14 protein-coding genes are annotated in these 16,160 nt (G+C 44.5%); 8 read left to right on the top strand and 6 right to left on the bottom strand.

The window, feature by feature from the left end; translation table 11 throughout:
• Positions 1-2 precede the first annotated feature (2 nt).
• The gene (locus HYN46_RS08695; protein ID WP_114899019.1) at positions 3-1,694 is read right to left on the bottom strand and encodes an arylsulfatase; all 1,692 of its coding nucleotides are present in this window, start codon (positions 1,692-1,694) and stop codon (positions 3-5) included.
• Between the two features lie 216 nt (positions 1,695-1,910).
• On the opposite strand from HYN46_RS08695, the gene HYN46_RS08690 reads away from it, so the two are divergent.
• The 4 genes from HYN46_RS08690 to HYN46_RS08675 all read left to right on the top strand — a co-directional run bounded on the left by HYN46_RS08690 (position 1,911) and on the right by HYN46_RS08675 (position 5,026).
• Positions 1,911-3,350, top strand: coding sequence for an aldehyde dehydrogenase family protein (locus HYN46_RS08690; RefSeq protein ID WP_114899018.1), 1,440 nt, complete (start codon positions 1,911-1,913; stop codon positions 3,348-3,350).
• A 33-nt stretch (positions 3,351-3,383) separates the two neighbouring features.
• On the top strand, positions 3,384-3,833 hold the full coding sequence (locus tag HYN46_RS08685) for a VOC family protein (protein WP_114899017.1): 450 nt from the start codon (positions 3,384-3,386) through the stop codon (positions 3,831-3,833).
• A gap of 42 nt (positions 3,834-3,875) precedes the next feature.
• On the top strand, positions 3,876-4,478 hold the full coding sequence (locus HYN46_RS08680) for a LysE/ArgO family amino acid transporter (RefSeq protein ID WP_114899016.1): 603 nt from the start codon (positions 3,876-3,878) through the stop codon (positions 4,476-4,478).
• Positions 4,479-4,600: 122 nt separating this feature from the next.
• Positions 4,601-5,026 carry a hypothetical protein gene (locus HYN46_RS08675; protein WP_162818133.1) on the top strand — a complete coding sequence of 142 codons (426 nt, stop codon included), beginning with the start codon at positions 4,601-4,603 and terminating at the stop codon, positions 5,024-5,026.
• 99 nt (positions 5,027-5,125) lie between these two features.
• On the opposite strand, the gene HYN46_RS08670 is transcribed toward HYN46_RS08675, so the two are convergent.
• Positions 5,126-7,264, bottom strand: coding sequence for a 3-hydroxyacyl-CoA dehydrogenase NAD-binding domain-containing protein (locus HYN46_RS08670; protein ID WP_114899014.1), 2,139 nt, complete (start codon positions 7,262-7,264; stop codon positions 5,126-5,128).
• Positions 7,265-7,277: 13 nt separating this feature from the next.
• Positions 7,278-8,483, bottom strand: a complete 1,206-nt coding sequence (locus HYN46_RS08665; protein WP_114899013.1) for an acetyl-CoA C-acetyltransferase — start codon at positions 8,481-8,483, stop codon at positions 7,278-7,280.
• Between the two features lie 563 nt (positions 8,484-9,046).
• Here HYN46_RS08665 and HYN46_RS08660 point away from each other — a divergent pair.
• Entirely contained in the window at positions 9,047-9,490 is a 444-nt protein-coding gene (locus HYN46_RS08660; RefSeq protein ID WP_162818132.1) for a glycine-rich domain-containing protein, read from the top strand.
• A gap of 104 nt (positions 9,491-9,594) precedes the next feature.
• Here the strand turns inward: HYN46_RS08660 and HYN46_RS08655 are convergent, their stop codons facing one another.
• Positions 9,595-10,602 carry an AraC family transcriptional regulator gene (locus HYN46_RS08655; protein ID WP_114899011.1) on the bottom strand — a complete coding sequence of 336 codons (1,008 nt, stop codon included), beginning with the start codon at positions 10,600-10,602 and terminating at the stop codon, positions 9,595-9,597.
• A 267-nt stretch (positions 10,603-10,869) separates the two neighbouring features.
• On the opposite strand from HYN46_RS08655, the gene HYN46_RS08650 reads away from it, so the two are divergent.
• Positions 10,870-12,000: a CaiB/BaiF CoA transferase family protein gene (locus tag HYN46_RS08650; RefSeq protein ID WP_114899010.1), complete on the top strand. Its 1,131-nt coding sequence runs from the start codon at positions 10,870-10,872 to the stop codon at positions 11,998-12,000.
• Positions 12,001-12,083: 83 nt separating this feature from the next.
• On the opposite strand, the gene HYN46_RS08645 is transcribed toward HYN46_RS08650, so the two are convergent.
• The gene (locus HYN46_RS08645) at positions 12,084-13,838 is read right to left on the bottom strand and encodes a glutamine--tRNA ligase/YqeY domain fusion protein (RefSeq protein ID WP_114899009.1); all 1,755 of its coding nucleotides are present in this window, start codon (positions 13,836-13,838) and stop codon (positions 12,084-12,086) included.
• A 326-nt stretch (positions 13,839-14,164) separates the two neighbouring features.
• Here HYN46_RS08645 and HYN46_RS08640 point away from each other — a divergent pair, with 326 nt between their 5' ends.
• Both HYN46_RS08640 and HYN46_RS08635 read left to right on the top strand, forming a co-directional pair.
• Positions 14,165-14,674 (top strand): peptidylprolyl isomerase, encoded by a 510-nt coding sequence (locus HYN46_RS08640; RefSeq protein ID WP_114899008.1) that lies wholly within the window; start codon positions 14,165-14,167, stop codon positions 14,672-14,674.
• A gap of 141 nt (positions 14,675-14,815) precedes the next feature.
• A complete protein-coding gene (locus tag HYN46_RS08635; RefSeq protein ID WP_114899007.1) occupies positions 14,816-15,556 on the top strand; it encodes a UDP-2,3-diacylglucosamine diphosphatase in 741 nt (246 codons plus the stop codon).
• 57 nt (positions 15,557-15,613) lie between these two features.
• On the opposite strand, the gene HYN46_RS08630 is transcribed toward HYN46_RS08635, so the two are convergent.
• A complete protein-coding gene (locus HYN46_RS08630; RefSeq protein WP_114899006.1) occupies positions 15,614-16,147 on the bottom strand; it encodes a YbjN domain-containing protein in 534 nt (177 codons plus the stop codon).
• Between the last annotated feature and the right edge of the window lie 13 nt (positions 16,148-16,160).

The raw sequence follows: 16,160 nt of genomic DNA, 5'->3' as shown, positions 1-16,160 counted from the left end.
GATTACTCAGGGTTACCCAATGCGAACTTGTCTGGTGAAGGCGGTGTTAAGTAATAGGGAATCAATCCAACGCGTGTCGAATAGTTATCATATTCACGCTTGAGATCCGCCACGATATCGGGGTGCTGATCAGCGACGTTATGATTCTCCCCACGATCTGTTGACAGATCATAGAGTTCCCAAGTCATGCTGGAGACTGCACCTCCAACTTGAAGTTCGAGTTTCCATTGACCCTTACGCACATAGCTATTGCCGTGTAACTCATCAGCAAAGACAAAATTTTCACCTCGGACAGGTGTTTTTGTTTTGTTTTCAAGAAGAGGAAGGAGTGAAAATCCAGTTGTTGGATTCACTTCTCGGCCATGATATTGAGTCCCTGGATTAGGGGTTTTGCTGATATCAAGGAGTGTGGGTAATACATCAATCACCGAGGTAAACTGTGTGAGATTGGCCTCAGATCTAAATTGTTTCGGGAGCTTGACGAGAGCAGGAGCGACCACACCGCCTTCACCTGTCGTGTCTTTCCAGAGATGAAAAGGAGCTGCACTGACCTCAGCCCAACGTGGGCCGATATAGGTGTACGAGTTGTCATGACCAATATTACTGAGACTATTATCAAACCCCTTAGGTGCTCCGCGGACAAATCCTTCAGCGCCATTGTCCGATGCAAAAAAGATCAAAGTATTATCGTACTCACCGATGTCTTTCAGATGCTGGATTAAACGACCGATATTGTGGTCAAGGTTTTCCACCATGGCAGCATAGACTTCCATTTTACGTGATTCAATTTGGCGTTGTTCAAGAGTAAGAGACTGCCATTTGGGGCGAATATTTGATTCTGGTAAGACGGTACTCGGCTGAAAGTCAGTTGGAATCACCCCTGATTTTTTTTGACGTTCAATACGAGCCAGACGAATCGCATCATAACCTGCATCGTACTTGCCTTTATAACGATCAATATATTCAGACGGTGCTTGTAATGGCCAGTGTGGAGCAGTATAGGCCGCATAAGCAAAGAAGGGTTTATCGAGAGTCTTGGATTGACCGATATAAGAAATCAGTTTGTCCGTATAAAAATCAGATGAATAGAAATTATTAGGGACATTGACCAGAACGCCATCCTCACGATAAGTCCCTCGGTTATAACCCGTAGGAGCAGTCCCAAAATGCAGGTCACCCCCTTGAAGCAGGACAAAGGACTTCTCAAAACCTCGCGCTTTAGGACTCAGTGCCTCCGTCAGTCCTAAGTGCCACTTTCCGGCCATGTAGGTATCGTAACCATTATCTTTGAGGAGTTCTGGCAGTGAAAGCGACTTTTGATTGAGATAGCCTTCATAACCGGGATGTCCAACTTGCTGAGGTGCAAGCAGTTCAGCCATTGCACCAAGTCCAGCTAAATGATGGTCCGTTCCAGAGAGCAGTTGTGAGCGAGTTGGAGAGCATGTTGGTGCAGTATGATAATCCGTTAATAAGCGACCTTCAGAGGCAAGCGCATCAAGATTCGGTGTTTTGATTTCGCCACCGAATGCCCCAATGTCTGAGTACCCTAAATCATCCGCAAGGATGAATAAAATGTTGGGTCTTTTTGAAACGAGTGGAACGGGTGAATCATCTTGACTATTACAACCACTAAGGAGCGTTATACTAACAATGCTTATCATTAAAAGAGAAAGGCGAAGCGGGGTGCGAGACATGGAAATGACCTAAATCAAAGTAGAAATCGTTTGAGTTAGGGTAGCAATCTTCTTATTAGATTTTATTGCATATAAATCATAAGAATATATTATAAAAAGATAATTGGCAGACGCCGCGATCTTGCTTTCTTATCAAAAACACTACGTCCAGCGGCTTACTAAGCAGTCTAATATCCGTTAGGATAAAGTACTTATTTAATTAAAAAACAAGCCGCCATGTCTACATTCACATTTCCAAACCAGTATCCACTGTATCTCGCCAATCGCCCTGTGATCTCAAACGAATGGCTTGATGTGACCGACAAGTTTAGTCTAAAAAAAGTGACTCAAGTTGCTTTAGCAGACAATACGATCATCAACCAAGCGATTGATGCGGCAGTGAAGGCTGAAAAGCCGATGGCACAACTGAAAGCTTTTCAGAAGCAAGCCATCTTGTTGCATTGCGTACGTCGATTCACAGAGCGATTTGATGAGTTAACTGAGGTATTGGTCGTTGAAGGTGGGAAGTCTCTGACTTCAGCCAAAGCAGAAGTTCTGCGTTTGATTAGTACGTTTCAATTGGCAGCGGATGCGGTGACACAACTGGATAAAGGGGCAGTGATGCCTTTGGATGTCACCGAAACCGCAGGGCGCTATAGGGGGATGACGCAACGTGTGCCAGTTGGCGCAGTATCACTGATCAGCCCGTTTAATTTCCCCTTAAATCTGACGGCCCATAAAATCGCACCTGCGATTGCGGCAGGCTGTCCATTTGTGCTTAAACCTGCGAGCCTGACCCCTGTCAGTGCCCTGATTATGGCGGAAGTTTTAGCTGAGACAGACTTGCCCATAGGTGCGTTTTCTATCTTGCCTTGCCATAGAGAAGGCGCAGACTTATTTGTAACTGATGACCGCTTCAAACTGCTGAGCTTTACAGGGTCGGATAAAGTGGGCTGGGATATGAAAGCGCGTGCGGGTCGTAAAAAGGTAGTGTTGGAATTGGGCGGTAATGCAGCGGTGATTGTCGAGCCCGATACCGATATTGATGCTGCATTGGATCGTTTGATTACAGGCGCCTTTATTCAATCTGGTCAGGTGTGTATCAGCGTACAACGGATATTGGCTCATCAGGACATCTATGATGAACTCAAAACTAAATTCGTCGCACGTGCCAAGTTACTGACTCCAGCAGACCCACATTTTGCATCGACTGTTATCGGTCCAATGATTAAGGAAAAAGAGGCAGAGCGCCTTAAAGGCTGGATTGATGATGCCGTACAACAAGGAGCCTCAGTGCTAGCAGGTGGGCATTTAAATGGTGTGCTACTTGAAGCCACCGTGCTTGAAAATGTTCCTGACTCAGCGGATGTCTATCAGAATGAGGCGTTTGGTCCTGTTGTGATTTTAGAGAAATATTCTAGCTTCGAGGAAGCATTGGAGTTGGTCAATCAGAGCCGTTTTGGTTTACAAGCTGGTTTATATACTCAAAATCTAAATAAGATGTTGAAAGCATGGGATGAACTTCATGTAGGCGGTGTGATTATCAATGATGTACCGACCTTCCGAGTTGATAATATGCCTTATGGCGGGGTCAAAGACAGCGGGTTGGGGCGTGAAGGCATCCGCTTTGCGATTGCTGATATGACTGAAGAGCGCGTTCTGGTTATAAAACAGTGATCGCATCATTTTAAATGAACAACGGGATAGAGTATGGTCACTGAAGTCATTGGTATTGATCATATCTATATTGCAGTCAGTGACATGGCCCGTTCCGAAGTTTTTTATGATTTGGTCATGACCGAGCTTGGTTTTCGAAAGAATTCATTTGTCCTCAATCATGCAGGACATATCCAATACTACAACCGTCAGTTTGGCTATGTCTTGCGTCCAGCAAACGAAGATACACCTACTCATAATTCCTACCATACGGGTTTGCATCACCTATGCTTCCGTGTACAGAGTGTGGATGATGTTATTGGTGTGGCAAAGCGTTTTGCGGATATGGGTATCCACTGTAGTGAGCCCAAGAGATATCCTGAATATGCAGAAGACTACTATGCCGTTTTTTTTGAAGATCCCGATGGTATTCGATTAGAAGTCACGAACTATCGTAAAGAGCGCTTAGAGCGCGCTTTATATTGGGACAACATTGAGACTTAGGATTTTAAGCGTAACGCCTTGTTATTGAGAGATGTTGTATCTATGAATGCGTTACTTTCAGGGTTTGGTTTAACCTTATCAATTATCTTTGCGATTGGTGCACAGAATTCATTCATTTTGAGACAAGGGCTCAAAAAAGAGCATGTGTTCTGGATTTGTTTGGTCTGCTCGCTATCTGATTTATTATTAATCGTGATGGGCGTGCTTGGATTCTCGGTCGTCATTCAGAAAATCCCATCGCTCATGGTCATTATTAAATATTTGGGCGCACTTTTTCTGTTTGCTTACGGACTAAAAAGCTTTTGGGCGGCATTCAAGTCTAGTGCCATGATTTTGGATGATGAGAAGTCTATAACATCATTAAGTCGAAATATCGCAATTGCACTGGCTTTAACGTGGCTGAATCCTCATGTCTACCTTGATACCGTTTTCCTGATCGGATCAATCTCGACTCAATTTATTGGGCAGAAACTAGAATTTACAGTAGGCGCTGTGGCAGCTTCTTTTGTATTTTTCTTTTCTTTAGGGTATGGCGCGTCACTCCTGCGGCCTATATTTAGTAAACCTATTTCTTGGAAAATTCTGGATATGGTGATCGGTGCCTTTATGTGGGTGCTGGCGGTATTGTTACTGTGGGATATCTAAAACATTTATTCTTCGTTCATCATTAAAATATGCTTTTCAAATCATGTTATCACTTTGAGTAAACATGAAAAAATGTCAAACTGGGCATTCTGGTTTTGATGTGCTTCTGAAGCAGATCAGAGTTGTTTAGAAATACTCATTTGGTTTTTTTAATGAAAATAAATTTATTGTTCATTGCTATTTTTAGTGGGTTAGGTTTATTAGGTTGTGCAACAACTTCGCAATATCAAAGTCAGCTTACCGCTTTTGTTGGGCAGTCTCCAGAAGTGTTAATCGCAAAGTGGGGCACTCCAACTGCACGGTTTGAGCGGGAAAATGGTGATGAAGTTATTGCCTATATTCGTTCAAGGGATATTCTGGTACCTGGAACACCGAATTATGCAATTAGTAGTGATAGCAGTGTAGGGTTGATCGCGACTCCAGCCGTCTCAACAGGCACATCACCTGCAACTCTACATCAAAGCTGTATGACTAAGTTCATTGTGCGAGATGGGGTTATAAAATCATCTACTTTTGAAGGGAATGATTGTAAGTCTAGAAATTGGTAAATCATTAATCTGAATGTAAAGAATCTCATCTTGTAAACAATAAAAAACCGCCACATCAAACATGAGATGGCGGTTTTTTTTAATGAAAAGATTCAATTCTTAGACAAACAATTCACCTTTCGCCGCTTTATCTTTTAATAATTGCGGTGGGGTAAAGCGTTGGCCGTATTTTGCTGTTAGCTCTTCAGCGCGCTTAACCGCCTTGTCCAAACCATACTGGTTGATGAACTGAATCGCACCACCTGTCCATGGTGCAAAACCGATACCGAAAATAGAACCGATATTGGCATCTTGAACAGACTCAAGTACACCTTCTTCCAAGCAGCGGATCGTATCCAAGGCTTGAACAAACAGGATGCGATCAATCATTTCCTGTTCACTGATAGTGACTTCCGGTTTCAGCCACGTTGATAGACCCGACCATAAGTGTTTTTTGCCGCCAACAGGGTATTCATAGAAACCTGCGCCTGCAGCTTTTCCTTTACGGTTGTGATCGTGGATCATGGCTTTGACCAGTGCCTCAGTCGCTTGTACAGGCAGATCTTTACCTTCTGCTTGTAGGTCTTTACGTGTTTGCTCGGTGATGTGTTCAGTCAGACTAAGACTAACTTCATCTTGAATGGCCAATGGACCAACAGGCATACCTGCTTTTAATGCCGCCATTTCAACACGTGCAGGGTGGATGCCTTCAGCAACCAATGACATGCCCTCTTGAATGAAGGTACCAAATACACGGCTAGTGAAGAATCCACGACTATCATTGACCACAATCGGTGTTTTGCCAATTTGTTGAACATAATCAAATGCACGTGCCAGAGTCTCGGGACTGGTATCTTTACCTTTTATGATTTCAACCAGTTGCATTTTGTCGACTGGGCTAAAGAAGTGGAGGCCGATATAGTGGGTTGCGTCTTTGCTGGCTTGCGATAAACCCGTGATGGGCAAAGTTGATGTATTGGATGCCATGATACCGCCAGCAACCAATTGTGCCTCAGCCTCTTGGGTCACTTTAGCTTTCAATTCACGATTTTCAAATACGGCTTCAATGATTAGGTCACAACCTGCCAAATCTTTGGCATCAGCAGTTGCGGTGATATTAGCTAAAATCGCATCTTTCTTGTCAGCGGTTAAACTGCCGCGAGAAACACGTTTTTCAAGTAGTTTTTGACTGTAGCTTTTACCTTTTTCCGCAGCTTCCGCTGAAACATCTTTGAGTACGACAGGCACGCCTTTGATGGCTGTCGCGTAAGCGATACCGCTACCCATCATGCCTGCACCCAGTACGCCCACTTTGGTTGCTTTCCATGGCGCAATGCCATCAGGACGGCTATGACCGGCTTTAATGGCATTCAATTGGAACCAGAAGGTACCAATCATGTTTTTGGCAACTTGACCTGTTGTGATTTGAGCGAAGTAACGAGATTCGATACGAAGAGCGGTATCGACATCCACGGAAGCACCTTCCGCAGCTGCACTCATGATCGCTTCAGGTGCAGGGTAGCAACCTTTGGTTTTGTCACGCAGCATTGCTGGAGCGATTGCCAGTATTTGAGCGACTGCTGGTGTGCGCGGATCACCACCTGGAATTTTATAGCCTTTCACATCAAAGGGTTGTTGTGATTTTGGATTTGCTTTGATCCACGCATGTGCTTTTGCCAAAACTTCGTCTATGGTTTCGCCAGTATCGTGAACCAGTCCGAGAGACACTGCTTTTTTCACATCAAACTGTTTGCCTTCCATTAAGAATGGGAAAGCATTTTGCAGGCCGAGCAAGCGCACCATACGTACGATACCACCACCACCAGGCAGTAAGCCCAAAGTAACTTCAGGTAAACCAAATTTGGTTTTAGGATCATTCAGGGCGATACGATGATGGGTTGCCAAAGCTATTTCCCAGCCACCGCCGAGTGCTGTGCCGTTGAGTGCCGCAACTACAGGTTTGCCCAAAGTCTCAATAGCACGCATATCCGCTTTAAGCGATTCGATCATCTTAAAGAATTCAGTCGCATCTGAACGTTTAACCAGAATGAGTTCATCCAAGTCACCGCCAGCAAAAAAGGTTTTTTTCGCAGAAGTAATGATGACACCAGCGAGGTCAGTTTCAGCTTTGAGTTTTGTAGCGACTTCATGCAGGCTGACGCGAAACTCAGCATTCATGGTGTTTGCGGATTGACCTGTAGAATCTAGAGTCAGTGTGACGATGTTATCTTGGTCTTTATTGTACTTAATTGCGCTCATGTGTATTTTCTCCTTAAACGACTTCAATGATCGTAGCGATGCCCATGCCGCCGCCAACGCATAAAGTCGCCAGACCGCGTTTTTTACCTTGTCGCTCTAACTCATCCAGTAGGGTGCCGATGATCATTGCACCCGTTGCACCGAGTGGATGACCCATTGCAATCGCACCACCATTGACGTTCACTTTTTCCGCAGGCACTTTAAGCTCAGAGATGAAACGCATCACCACCGCAGCAAAAGCTTCGTTGACTTCGAAGAGATCGATATCGTCGATCGTCAGTCCCGCTTTCTCCAGTGCTTTGCGTGCAGCAGGTGCAGGACCTGTCAGCATGATGGTCGGGTCTGTACCAACGAGAGCAGTTGCGATGATTTTTGCACGAGGTTTGATGCCGAGTTTTTTACCGGCACTTTCAGAACCAATGAGGACAAGCGCAGCACCATCGACGATACCTGATGAGTTACCAGCGTGATGGACGTGATTGATTTTTTCGGCTTCAGGATATTTTTGCAGTGCGACCGCATCAAAGCCCATATTGCCCATCATTTCAAAACTGGGTGATAGCCCTGCCAGTTTTTCAGCAGTCGTGCCAGCACGGATAAATTCATCTTTATCTAATATGGTCACACCCGCATTGTCTTTTACGGCAATGATCGATTTATCAAAATTTCCAGCTGCTTGAGCCGCTGCAGCCTTTGCTTGCGATTGAGCCGCGAAGTTGTCGACATCTGTACGGCTATAGCCATCTAATGTCGCGATCAAGTCAGCCCCAACACCTTGTGGTATAAAACCTGATTTCAAATTGGTTTCTGGATCAAGGGCCCAAGGACCACCATCAGAACCCATGGCAATGCGTGACATAGACTCCACACCACCTGCCACGATGAGATCTTCCCAGCCTGAGCGTACTTTTTGTGCTGCAAGGTTCACAGCCTCAAGACCTGATGCGCAGAAGCGGTTGATTTGTACTCCAGACACATTTTCGCTCCAGCCCGCTGCTTGTGCTGCGGCTTTAGCGATATCTCCACCTTGATCGGCGATTGGCGTGACACAACCCAAGATGACATCTTCAACCAAGCTGGTATCGAGGTTATTGCGTGCTTCAAGTGCATGCATGAGATTCACAAGGAGTGAAATAGGTTTAACTTCGTAGAGGCTTCCGTCTTTTTTTCCTTTGCCGCGTGGGGTGCGGACTGCATCAAAGATATAGGCTTCGCTCATGGGACAGGCTCCTTCTGAAACGGTTAAAGGTGTTGGAGGTTTTTCTAGCTTAAAAATTAAATGAAATAACTTAACGGACTAGTTGGGTGAATCATTTGATGCACAAGAGTGTAACGTTAATTTTTATGGGAACAATGGTGAGAATGGTCAGTGAATTTGGAGGGAATTGCTAAAGAAGTTGATCATCACATGGCAAAACATGACGCAGATCATCAAATTAATCACTTTAAGGAAAGATACTTTTTCTGAAAAGCGGAGGCATTGCTCTAAACACTTGCTATTCATCTGATAAAAAAATATGCTCGGAATAAGCTTGAATAATAATGAGTTTATTACATATGGTTCCAATATTGATTGTTTTGGTCATTGGGCTTTTTTTCTTTTTGTTCTTTCGCGTCAGAAATCGTGAATCTTATATACGCCATTATAAATTCCCTCAGGGACTAAATCGCCGATTAAGTAAACATCATCCTCATTTGACTCCTGAACAATTTCAGTTAGTTGTTGATGGCTTACGTCAGTTCTTTGTTATTTATCTTAAAAGCGGGCGAAAGAGCATTTCTATGCCTTCTCAAGTTGTTGATGATTTATGGCATGAGTTCATTCTCTATACCAAAGCTTATCAGACGTTTTGCCATAAGGCATTTGGGCAATTCTTGCACCATACACCAGCTGTGGTCATGACCCCAAGTCAAAAAAAGAGTAATGCCGGCCTTAAACGCGCATGGTTCTATGCTTGTCGTGATGAGAATATTGCACCAAATGCAGCTTTGAAGTTGCCTCTGATCTTTGCCTTGGATGCACAGCTTAATATTGCCAACGGTTTTCATTATGTGCCTGATTGTAAACGCCCTTTGGCACAGGCAAATAATACCGTTGGGATTTATTGTGGGGGTGATTTTGCAAATAGTTCTTGTGGGACTTCTTGTAGTTCCAGTTCAGATTCGGATAGCGGATGCAGTGGTAGTGATGGCTGTAGTGGAGGATGTGGGGGTGGTGGGGATTAGATGATGATTGCCCTTATCATTTGTAACAACCAAAAGAGCAGTAGAAAGTACTGCCCCTTGTGATAGGAATTCAGGCGATGTATTAAAAAATATCAATTTAGAGACTACTCCGCATGAATCTGTCGATACAGTCCTGGTGTGACCCCCGTCCATTTCTTGAATGCACGGTGAAAAGTACTAGTCTCACTAAAACCAACTTGCTCTGCGACCTCGTCTAACGTCAGATGGGGCATACCCAGTAAGTGAATTGCAGCATCTCGTCGTAGATCGTCTTTCACGCCTTGATAACTTTTTCCTTCAGTCGCTAGTCGTCGGCGAAGTGTTTGCGGAGAGAGATAAAGCTGAGCGGCTATGTCGTTAAGTGTCGGCATATCCGTGCCGATATGCGTTTTGAGGAGCTCGCGAATACGAGACGTTAGAGAGTTAGTATTTTTAAATTTAATCAGCAGTTTAGCGGGTGCCGTTTTTAAAAATTCATTGAGTGTTGCTTCCGTCTGACGAATAGGGAGTGCTAAATAATCAGCAGCAAAACTAATTTCTGTATACGTCGTATCAAAGATCATCGTCGGTGCAAAGAACAGTGCATCGTATTCTTCAACATGCTTTGGCTTGGGGTAACCGAATTTTACGCGTTCTAAAGGAATTCGACGTTCAATCAACCAACTGGCTAAACCATGCCAAATCATCAGCATACTTTCAGTTATGAAATGATCGACATCACGCTCACGAGGAATATTTACGCGCAAACGTGCTTCATGCAAATCATGGCTGATGCTCATTGACCAGTCTGAGCCGAATAGACTATAGAACTGCTGACCACGTTCAAGCGCACGACCTAGCGTACCAGCATGAATGATCAACTGGCACATGGTTGCAAAAGTACCTAATCTGCGCGGCGTGCTATCAAAACCAAGATGCTCATCCTGAGTGGCGAGCCACAACGTTTGTGCGAATCGAGTGTATTGTTCTGGTGAGACACGAGCCTTGGGTTGCAGAAGAAGTGAGGGGTCAATTCCAGCACGACTGACCAGACTTTCAATATCCATATTGAGGCGTTTCGCACCCGTCAGGGCGGCATTCACAAAATGAATAGAAATGGTCTCACGATTCATATATTACTCTGATCAAGAGAAAAGAAAATTAATAAGTCTATAAACCTATTCAGGTTTTGCATAGCCATAATCGAACATTTGACACGTCGGCCTGTTAAATTATGCCAGCTTCACTGATGCTTAGGGTCATTGTGACTGTATTTGTGATTGTAATAGTCTATAGTTTTTGTGCAAAGCACAACAGTACTGACAATAATAAAAGTCAATATTGGCTTTATCTTCGCAAGCAAAGCATCTCGCATCAAAACTAAGTCTGGAAATAAGTACATGGTCAATCAGTCTTTTCCACCTCTTTCTGGGTTAAAAATCCTTGATTTTTCCACACTATTACCTGGTCCTTTCGCGACATTGATGCTTGCAGATCTGGGGGCAGATGTGATTCATGTAGAGTCTCCATCCCGAATGGATCTTGTCCGTATCATGCCGCCCTATGCGGATGGACAAGCGACTGCACATGCTTATTTGAATCGAAACAAACGATCTGTTGCGATGGATCTTAAAGATCCTGCTAATATTCAAAAGATTAAAGAGCTTGTGTCTGAATACGACATCATTGTTGAACAGTTCAGGCCTAACGTTATGGCTCGCTTAGGGCTGGACTATGAGGCACTAAGTCAAATTAATCCGCGTTTGATCTATTGTTCAATCACGGGCTATGGCCAGACGGGCAGCTATAAAGATCGTGCAGGACATGATATTAATTATATTTCGTTATCCGGCATTGCGGGTCATAGTGGACGTATTAATGAGCGCCCTCCTGCGATGGGCATCCAGATTGCAGACGTCGCTGGAGGATCACTGCATGCAGTAATTGGGATTTTGGCTGCGGTGATTGAGCGTCAAACGAGTGGACAGGGGCAGCATGTCGATATTTCGATGACGGATTGTGCTTTTAGCCTGAATACTATGGCTGGGGCTGCGCAGGTTGCGGGCGGTGAGCAGCAGGGACCCGAACAAGGGATGCTGAATGGCGCAACATTCTATGATTATTATCAAACTCAGGATGGACGTCATATCTCTATTGGCTCGCTTGAGCCGCAATTTCTTATGGGGCTCGCACAGGCTTTGGCATTGCCGGAGATCCTTAGCTTAGGATCGTCATTACAGCCAGAGGATCGTGCAAGTGTTCGTGCCATGATTCAAAAGGCCATTGCAGAGCACAGTTTTGAATATTGGAATCAACTTTTCGCAGCGCTGGATGTCTGTGTGGAGCCTGTTTTAAGTTTAGCGGAAGCAGTGAATTCTCAACTTGCGACAGAACGCGGATGGTTGGTTGATGTACCTCTAGTCGCTGATCAGCCGCAGACCCAAAAACAGCTTGCGCATCCGATTAAGTATTCGCGTAGTCAGCCTGTTTATCGCTTCATGGGTAGAGCAGTTGGGGCGGATGAAGTTTAGGCCTGTTTACTTTTTATCTTTAGAGCATAAAAAATCCCGACCTTCTGCAAATGACAAGAGGTCGGGTTTTTTATTTGAGAGGCTTAGCCTTTCCAGCTGTCTTTCAAATCCAAGATTCGATTGAACACGGGTTTAGCGGTTGTATGATCTTTTTCATCGGCGATGAAGTAACCTTCACGCTCGAATTGGAAACGATCACCCGGCTGTGCTTCTGCAAGGGAGGGCTCAATGATGGCCTGCAAAATGGTCCGTGAGTTTGGGTTGACGTTTTGCATAAAGTCATCACCCTCTTCAGGATCAGCATTATTAAATAAGCGATCATAGATTCGGACTTCTGCAGGGACTCCAGCACTGGCTGAAACCCACTGAATCACCCCTTTAACCTTGCGACCTTCGGGATTTTTGCCCAATGTATCAGGGTCAATAGAGCATTGCAGTTCGATAACGTTTCCAGCAGTATCCTTAATCACTTCATCACAGCGAATCACATAAGCATGACGCAGACGAACTTCACCCTCTGGCACGAGACGTTTAAAGCCTTTAGGTGGAACTTCTTCAAAGTCTGCACGATCGATGTAAATTTCCTGCGTTAGCGGAATTTCACGTTCACCCAAATCCACATTTGGATGACGTGCATGCTTGAGCGTCATCGCTTGAGGAAGGTTGGTTAAGGTGACTTTCAATGGGCGTAAAACAGCCATGCCACGCGGTGCAACATTTTCAATCGATTGGCGAATACAGAACTCAAGTAATCCGACATCGACGATTCCATCGTTTTTACTCACACCAACACGATGACAGAAATCACGGAGACCTTCGGGTGTAAAGCCACGACGGCGCATACCTGCAACGGTTGGCATACGGGGATCATCCCAACCATTCACGACACCGTCATCAACCAGTTTTTTTAGCTTACGTTTACTGGTCAGCGTGTAGTCCACGTTGAGGCGTGAAAACTCAATCTGACGTGGTTTAGCGGGTGTATTCACCTTGGCAATCACCCAGTCATAGAACGGACGATGATCTTCAAACTCAAGGGTGCACAAGGAGTGAGTAATTTCTTCAATGGCATCACCTAAAGGGTGCGCATAGTCATACATTGGGTAGATGACCCATTCATCACCGGTTTGATGATGTTCAACGTTCAGAATGCGATACAACACGGGATCACGCATGTGAACATTAGGACTTGCCATGTCAATTTTTGCACGAAGTACTGCGGAACCCGCTTCAAATTCACCATTTTTCATTTTGGCAAATAAAGCGAGATTCTCTTCCACGGTATGATTGCGAAATGGAGAGTCCGTACCCGCTTGGTTGAAGTCACCGCGATTTAGGCGGATTTCTTCAACGCTTTGTAGATCGACATAGGCATCGCCTTGCTTGATCAGTTGGATCGCCCAGTCGTAGAGTTGACCGAAATAGCTTGACGCATGACGGACATCCCCATTCCAGTCGAAGCCAAGCCATTTCACATCTTTTTCAATGTTATCAATGTACTCTTGGAGTTCTGCTGCGGGATTAGTATCGTCAAAACGGAGGTTACATAAACCGTTGGTTTCTGCAGCAATACCAAAATTCAGACAAATAGATTTCACATGACCCAAGTGTAAATATCCATTGGGTTCAGGGGGGAAGCGGGTCACAATTTGAGCATGCTTACCTGTTGCAAGGTCATCAGCAACAATGGCGCGAATGAAATCTAAGCCCACTTCTTTGTTACCTTCTTTTCCATGCTGCTCGCCGGCATGCTGTACTTGAGTCTGTTGGCTCGCATTAGTCGAGTGTGTAGACGGAGTGGCATGTGCGCGGGGTGTAGCTAGATCAGAAGGATTCATAATACTCATTACTTAAGGTTAAAAAAGAAAAACAACCATCCACAAACTTCTCTTGGAAATAATGTGGGTGGGTCTATAGGAGTTCAAGCTCGGTGATGTCGATAGGAGGCGATCAGGATCAGCGAGCAAAACAGCATAAATCAAACAATGACATAAAACGTATAGTTTATCGTCAATCGATACTTATATCCTGTGAACTCCCACTAAAACTGCAAAATACCTATAAAATAGCTGTAAATAATTGCAAGTTTAGCTTGCTGCATAGTCTACCGTTTGATTACCCTAGCCTCAACCAATTTCCCTACTGCTTTTTGGAGTAATAAAGCATGGCAAACCCACAAGTCGAATTTGATACAACCGCTGGTAAGATTGTTGTTGAACTTAATCAAGAAAAGGCACCGAATACGGTTGCTAACTTCCTGAAATATGTAAACAATGGTCATTATAATGGCACTATTTTCCATCGTGTTATTCGTGACTTCATGATCCAGGGGGGTGGTTTTGATGAAAACTTCAGCCAAAAACCAGCGCCACATCTTGTTGATAACGAAGCTGACAATGGTTTGAAAAATGAAGAAGGCACAATTGCGATGGCGCGTACTAGCGACCCACACTCAGCAAGTGCACAATTCTTTATCAATGCAAAAAATAATGCATTCTTGAACCATTCAAGCAAAACTTCACAAGGTTGGGGCTATGCCGTATTTGGTAAAGTCACTTCAGGTCTGGATATCGTCAAACAGATCGAAGGGGTTAAAACCGGTAATAAAGGTGGTCATGGTGATGTGCCACTGACAAACGTTGTGATTAAAACTGCAACGGTATTGCCAGCGTAATCGTTTAACGATTTGCTTGAACAATATGCACTATTGATGTGTATGTTAGTCTAAAATACGGCAGCCTTCGGGCTGCTTTGTTTTATGTGGCGCTTTCTCTAGAAATCGCTATAACGTTTTCTCTTTTATGAAACTTAATCTATGAAGACCCTGTTTATCGCCGATCTGCATTTATCCAATGACGAGCCTCGTTTGACCGAAGGTTTTTTAGCGCTCATTGCTCGTTTTGGTCAAGAGATTGATGCGTTATATATTTTGGGTGATTGGTTCGAATCATGGGTCGGTGATGATGATGATGATCCTTGGCTAAATCAAATTACAGAACCACTAAAGCCTCTGACTGCACGCGGCGTACAGATTTGGGTACAGCATGGCAATCGAGATTTTGCGTTAGGGCAGGATTTCTTAAATCGTTTTGGTGGTCAGTTATTACCTGAACGGATTACTATCGTTGAACATGGTTTAACACTGCGTATCGAGCATGGCGACGCGCTTTGCACAACCGACGTAGCTTACCAGCAGTTCCGAGTGATGAGTCGTAATCCTGATTGGCTCAGAGGCATGCTCACTCAGCCGCTTGATACACGTCGTCAATTGGCAGCGATGATTCGTATGCGAAGCCAGATGAGTCATGCCAATAATCCCAGTAATATCGTGGATGTTGAACCCAATGAAGTGGTCCGTGTTATTGGCGATGCAGATGGGATGATTCATGGTCATACCCACCGCCCTGAGGTACATGAGTTAGTCGGTGAGGATGGCCAGACGAAGCGTCGTTATGTGTTGGGGGATTGGCGAGTCAATAGTACGACACAAGCTGGTGTGGCCGTGATTGGCTGGCTGGATGATGCCGGTTTAAGGTTAGAAGAGTTTAAGTTCTAATTCATATGATTTTAATGTGGTTGGGTGTGCCCACATTAAAATCATACACAGTATTTCTCAATGCACGGAATCATCGACCAAATCAAAACCACGTCTGACATCTTCAATCTCATCAGAATCTTCTGCTGCCGCAAGTAATTCAGCTAAGTTCAAGTCGGTATGGATTGATTCTCCAATCACATCGAAATAACGATCCGTACTAAAGAAGTTACTAAAAATAAGATTGCGTAATAGAGTTGGCGTGGGTTCCAGACCTTCAACATCCATGCTGGTTTTATAGCGGACTTCGCCATCTTCCCAGTCCATTTCAAAGTTACCTAAAACCAAGCCGTAGTTGATACGCACAAACAGTTCAGCAAGGCGAGGGCGTTGTTCAAGCGGAACGCTTTCGGGCAGTATGCTGTAGACTAATAAACGCTGACTTTCAGGAAAGACACGAACAATACAAATCCATTCACCATGCAGACCGCGGACAGGCATACGAAATGTCGCAATGGGTTCACTATCAGGATGTGTTGGCAGATCTGGTTCGTCAAAATTAAGTTTTTCAACGGCGAGTAAGTCGCGAACTTGATTAACCAGAGACGACATAAAACTACTCCAT

The sequence above is a fragment of the Aquirhabdus parva genome (assembly GCF_003351745.1).
Lineage (GTDB): Bacteria > Pseudomonadota > Gammaproteobacteria > Pseudomonadales > Moraxellaceae > Aquirhabdus > Aquirhabdus parva.
The sequence above is the reverse complement of the archived record's forward strand: the minus strand, read 5'-3'. Positions and strand labels throughout refer to the sequence as shown.

Coding starts and splice junctions, on each gene's coding strand:
- HYN46_RS08680 (WP_114899016.1), top strand. CDS start 3,876: ATGAATGCGTTACTTTCAGGGTTTGGTTTAACCTTATCAATTATCTTT.
- HYN46_RS08690 (WP_114899018.1), top strand. CDS start 1,911: ATGTCTACATTCACATTTCCAAACCAGTATCCACTGTATCTCGCCAAT.
- HYN46_RS08650 (WP_114899010.1), top strand. CDS start 10,870: ATGGTCAATCAGTCTTTTCCACCTCTTTCTGGGTTAAAAATCCTTGAT.
- HYN46_RS08630 (WP_114899006.1), bottom strand. CDS start 16,147: ATGTCGTCTCTGGTTAATCAAGTTCGCGACTTACTCGCCGTTGAAAAA.
- HYN46_RS08665 (WP_114899013.1), bottom strand. CDS start 8,483: ATGAGCGAAGCCTATATCTTTGATGCAGTCCGCACCCCACGCGGCAAA.
- HYN46_RS08660 (WP_162818132.1), top strand. CDS start 9,047: ATGCCTTCTCAAGTTGTTGATGATTTATGGCATGAGTTCATTCTCTAT.
- HYN46_RS08670 (WP_114899014.1), bottom strand. CDS start 7,264: ATGAGCGCAATTAAGTACAATAAAGACCAAGATAACATCGTCACACTG.
- HYN46_RS08655 (WP_114899011.1), bottom strand. CDS start 10,602: ATGAATCGTGAGACCATTTCTATTCATTTTGTGAATGCCGCCCTGACG.
- HYN46_RS08645 (WP_114899009.1), bottom strand. CDS start 13,838: ATGAATCCTTCTGATCTAGCTACACCCCGCGCACATGCCACTCCGTCT.
- HYN46_RS08685 (WP_114899017.1), top strand. CDS start 3,384: ATGGTCACTGAAGTCATTGGTATTGATCATATCTATATTGCAGTCAGT.
- HYN46_RS08640 (WP_114899008.1), top strand. CDS start 14,165: ATGGCAAACCCACAAGTCGAATTTGATACAACCGCTGGTAAGATTGTT.
- HYN46_RS08635 (WP_114899007.1), top strand. CDS start 14,816: ATGAAGACCCTGTTTATCGCCGATCTGCATTTATCCAATGACGAGCCT.
- HYN46_RS08695 (WP_114899019.1), bottom strand. CDS start 1,694: ATGTCTCGCACCCCGCTTCGCCTTTCTCTTTTAATGATAAGCATTGTT.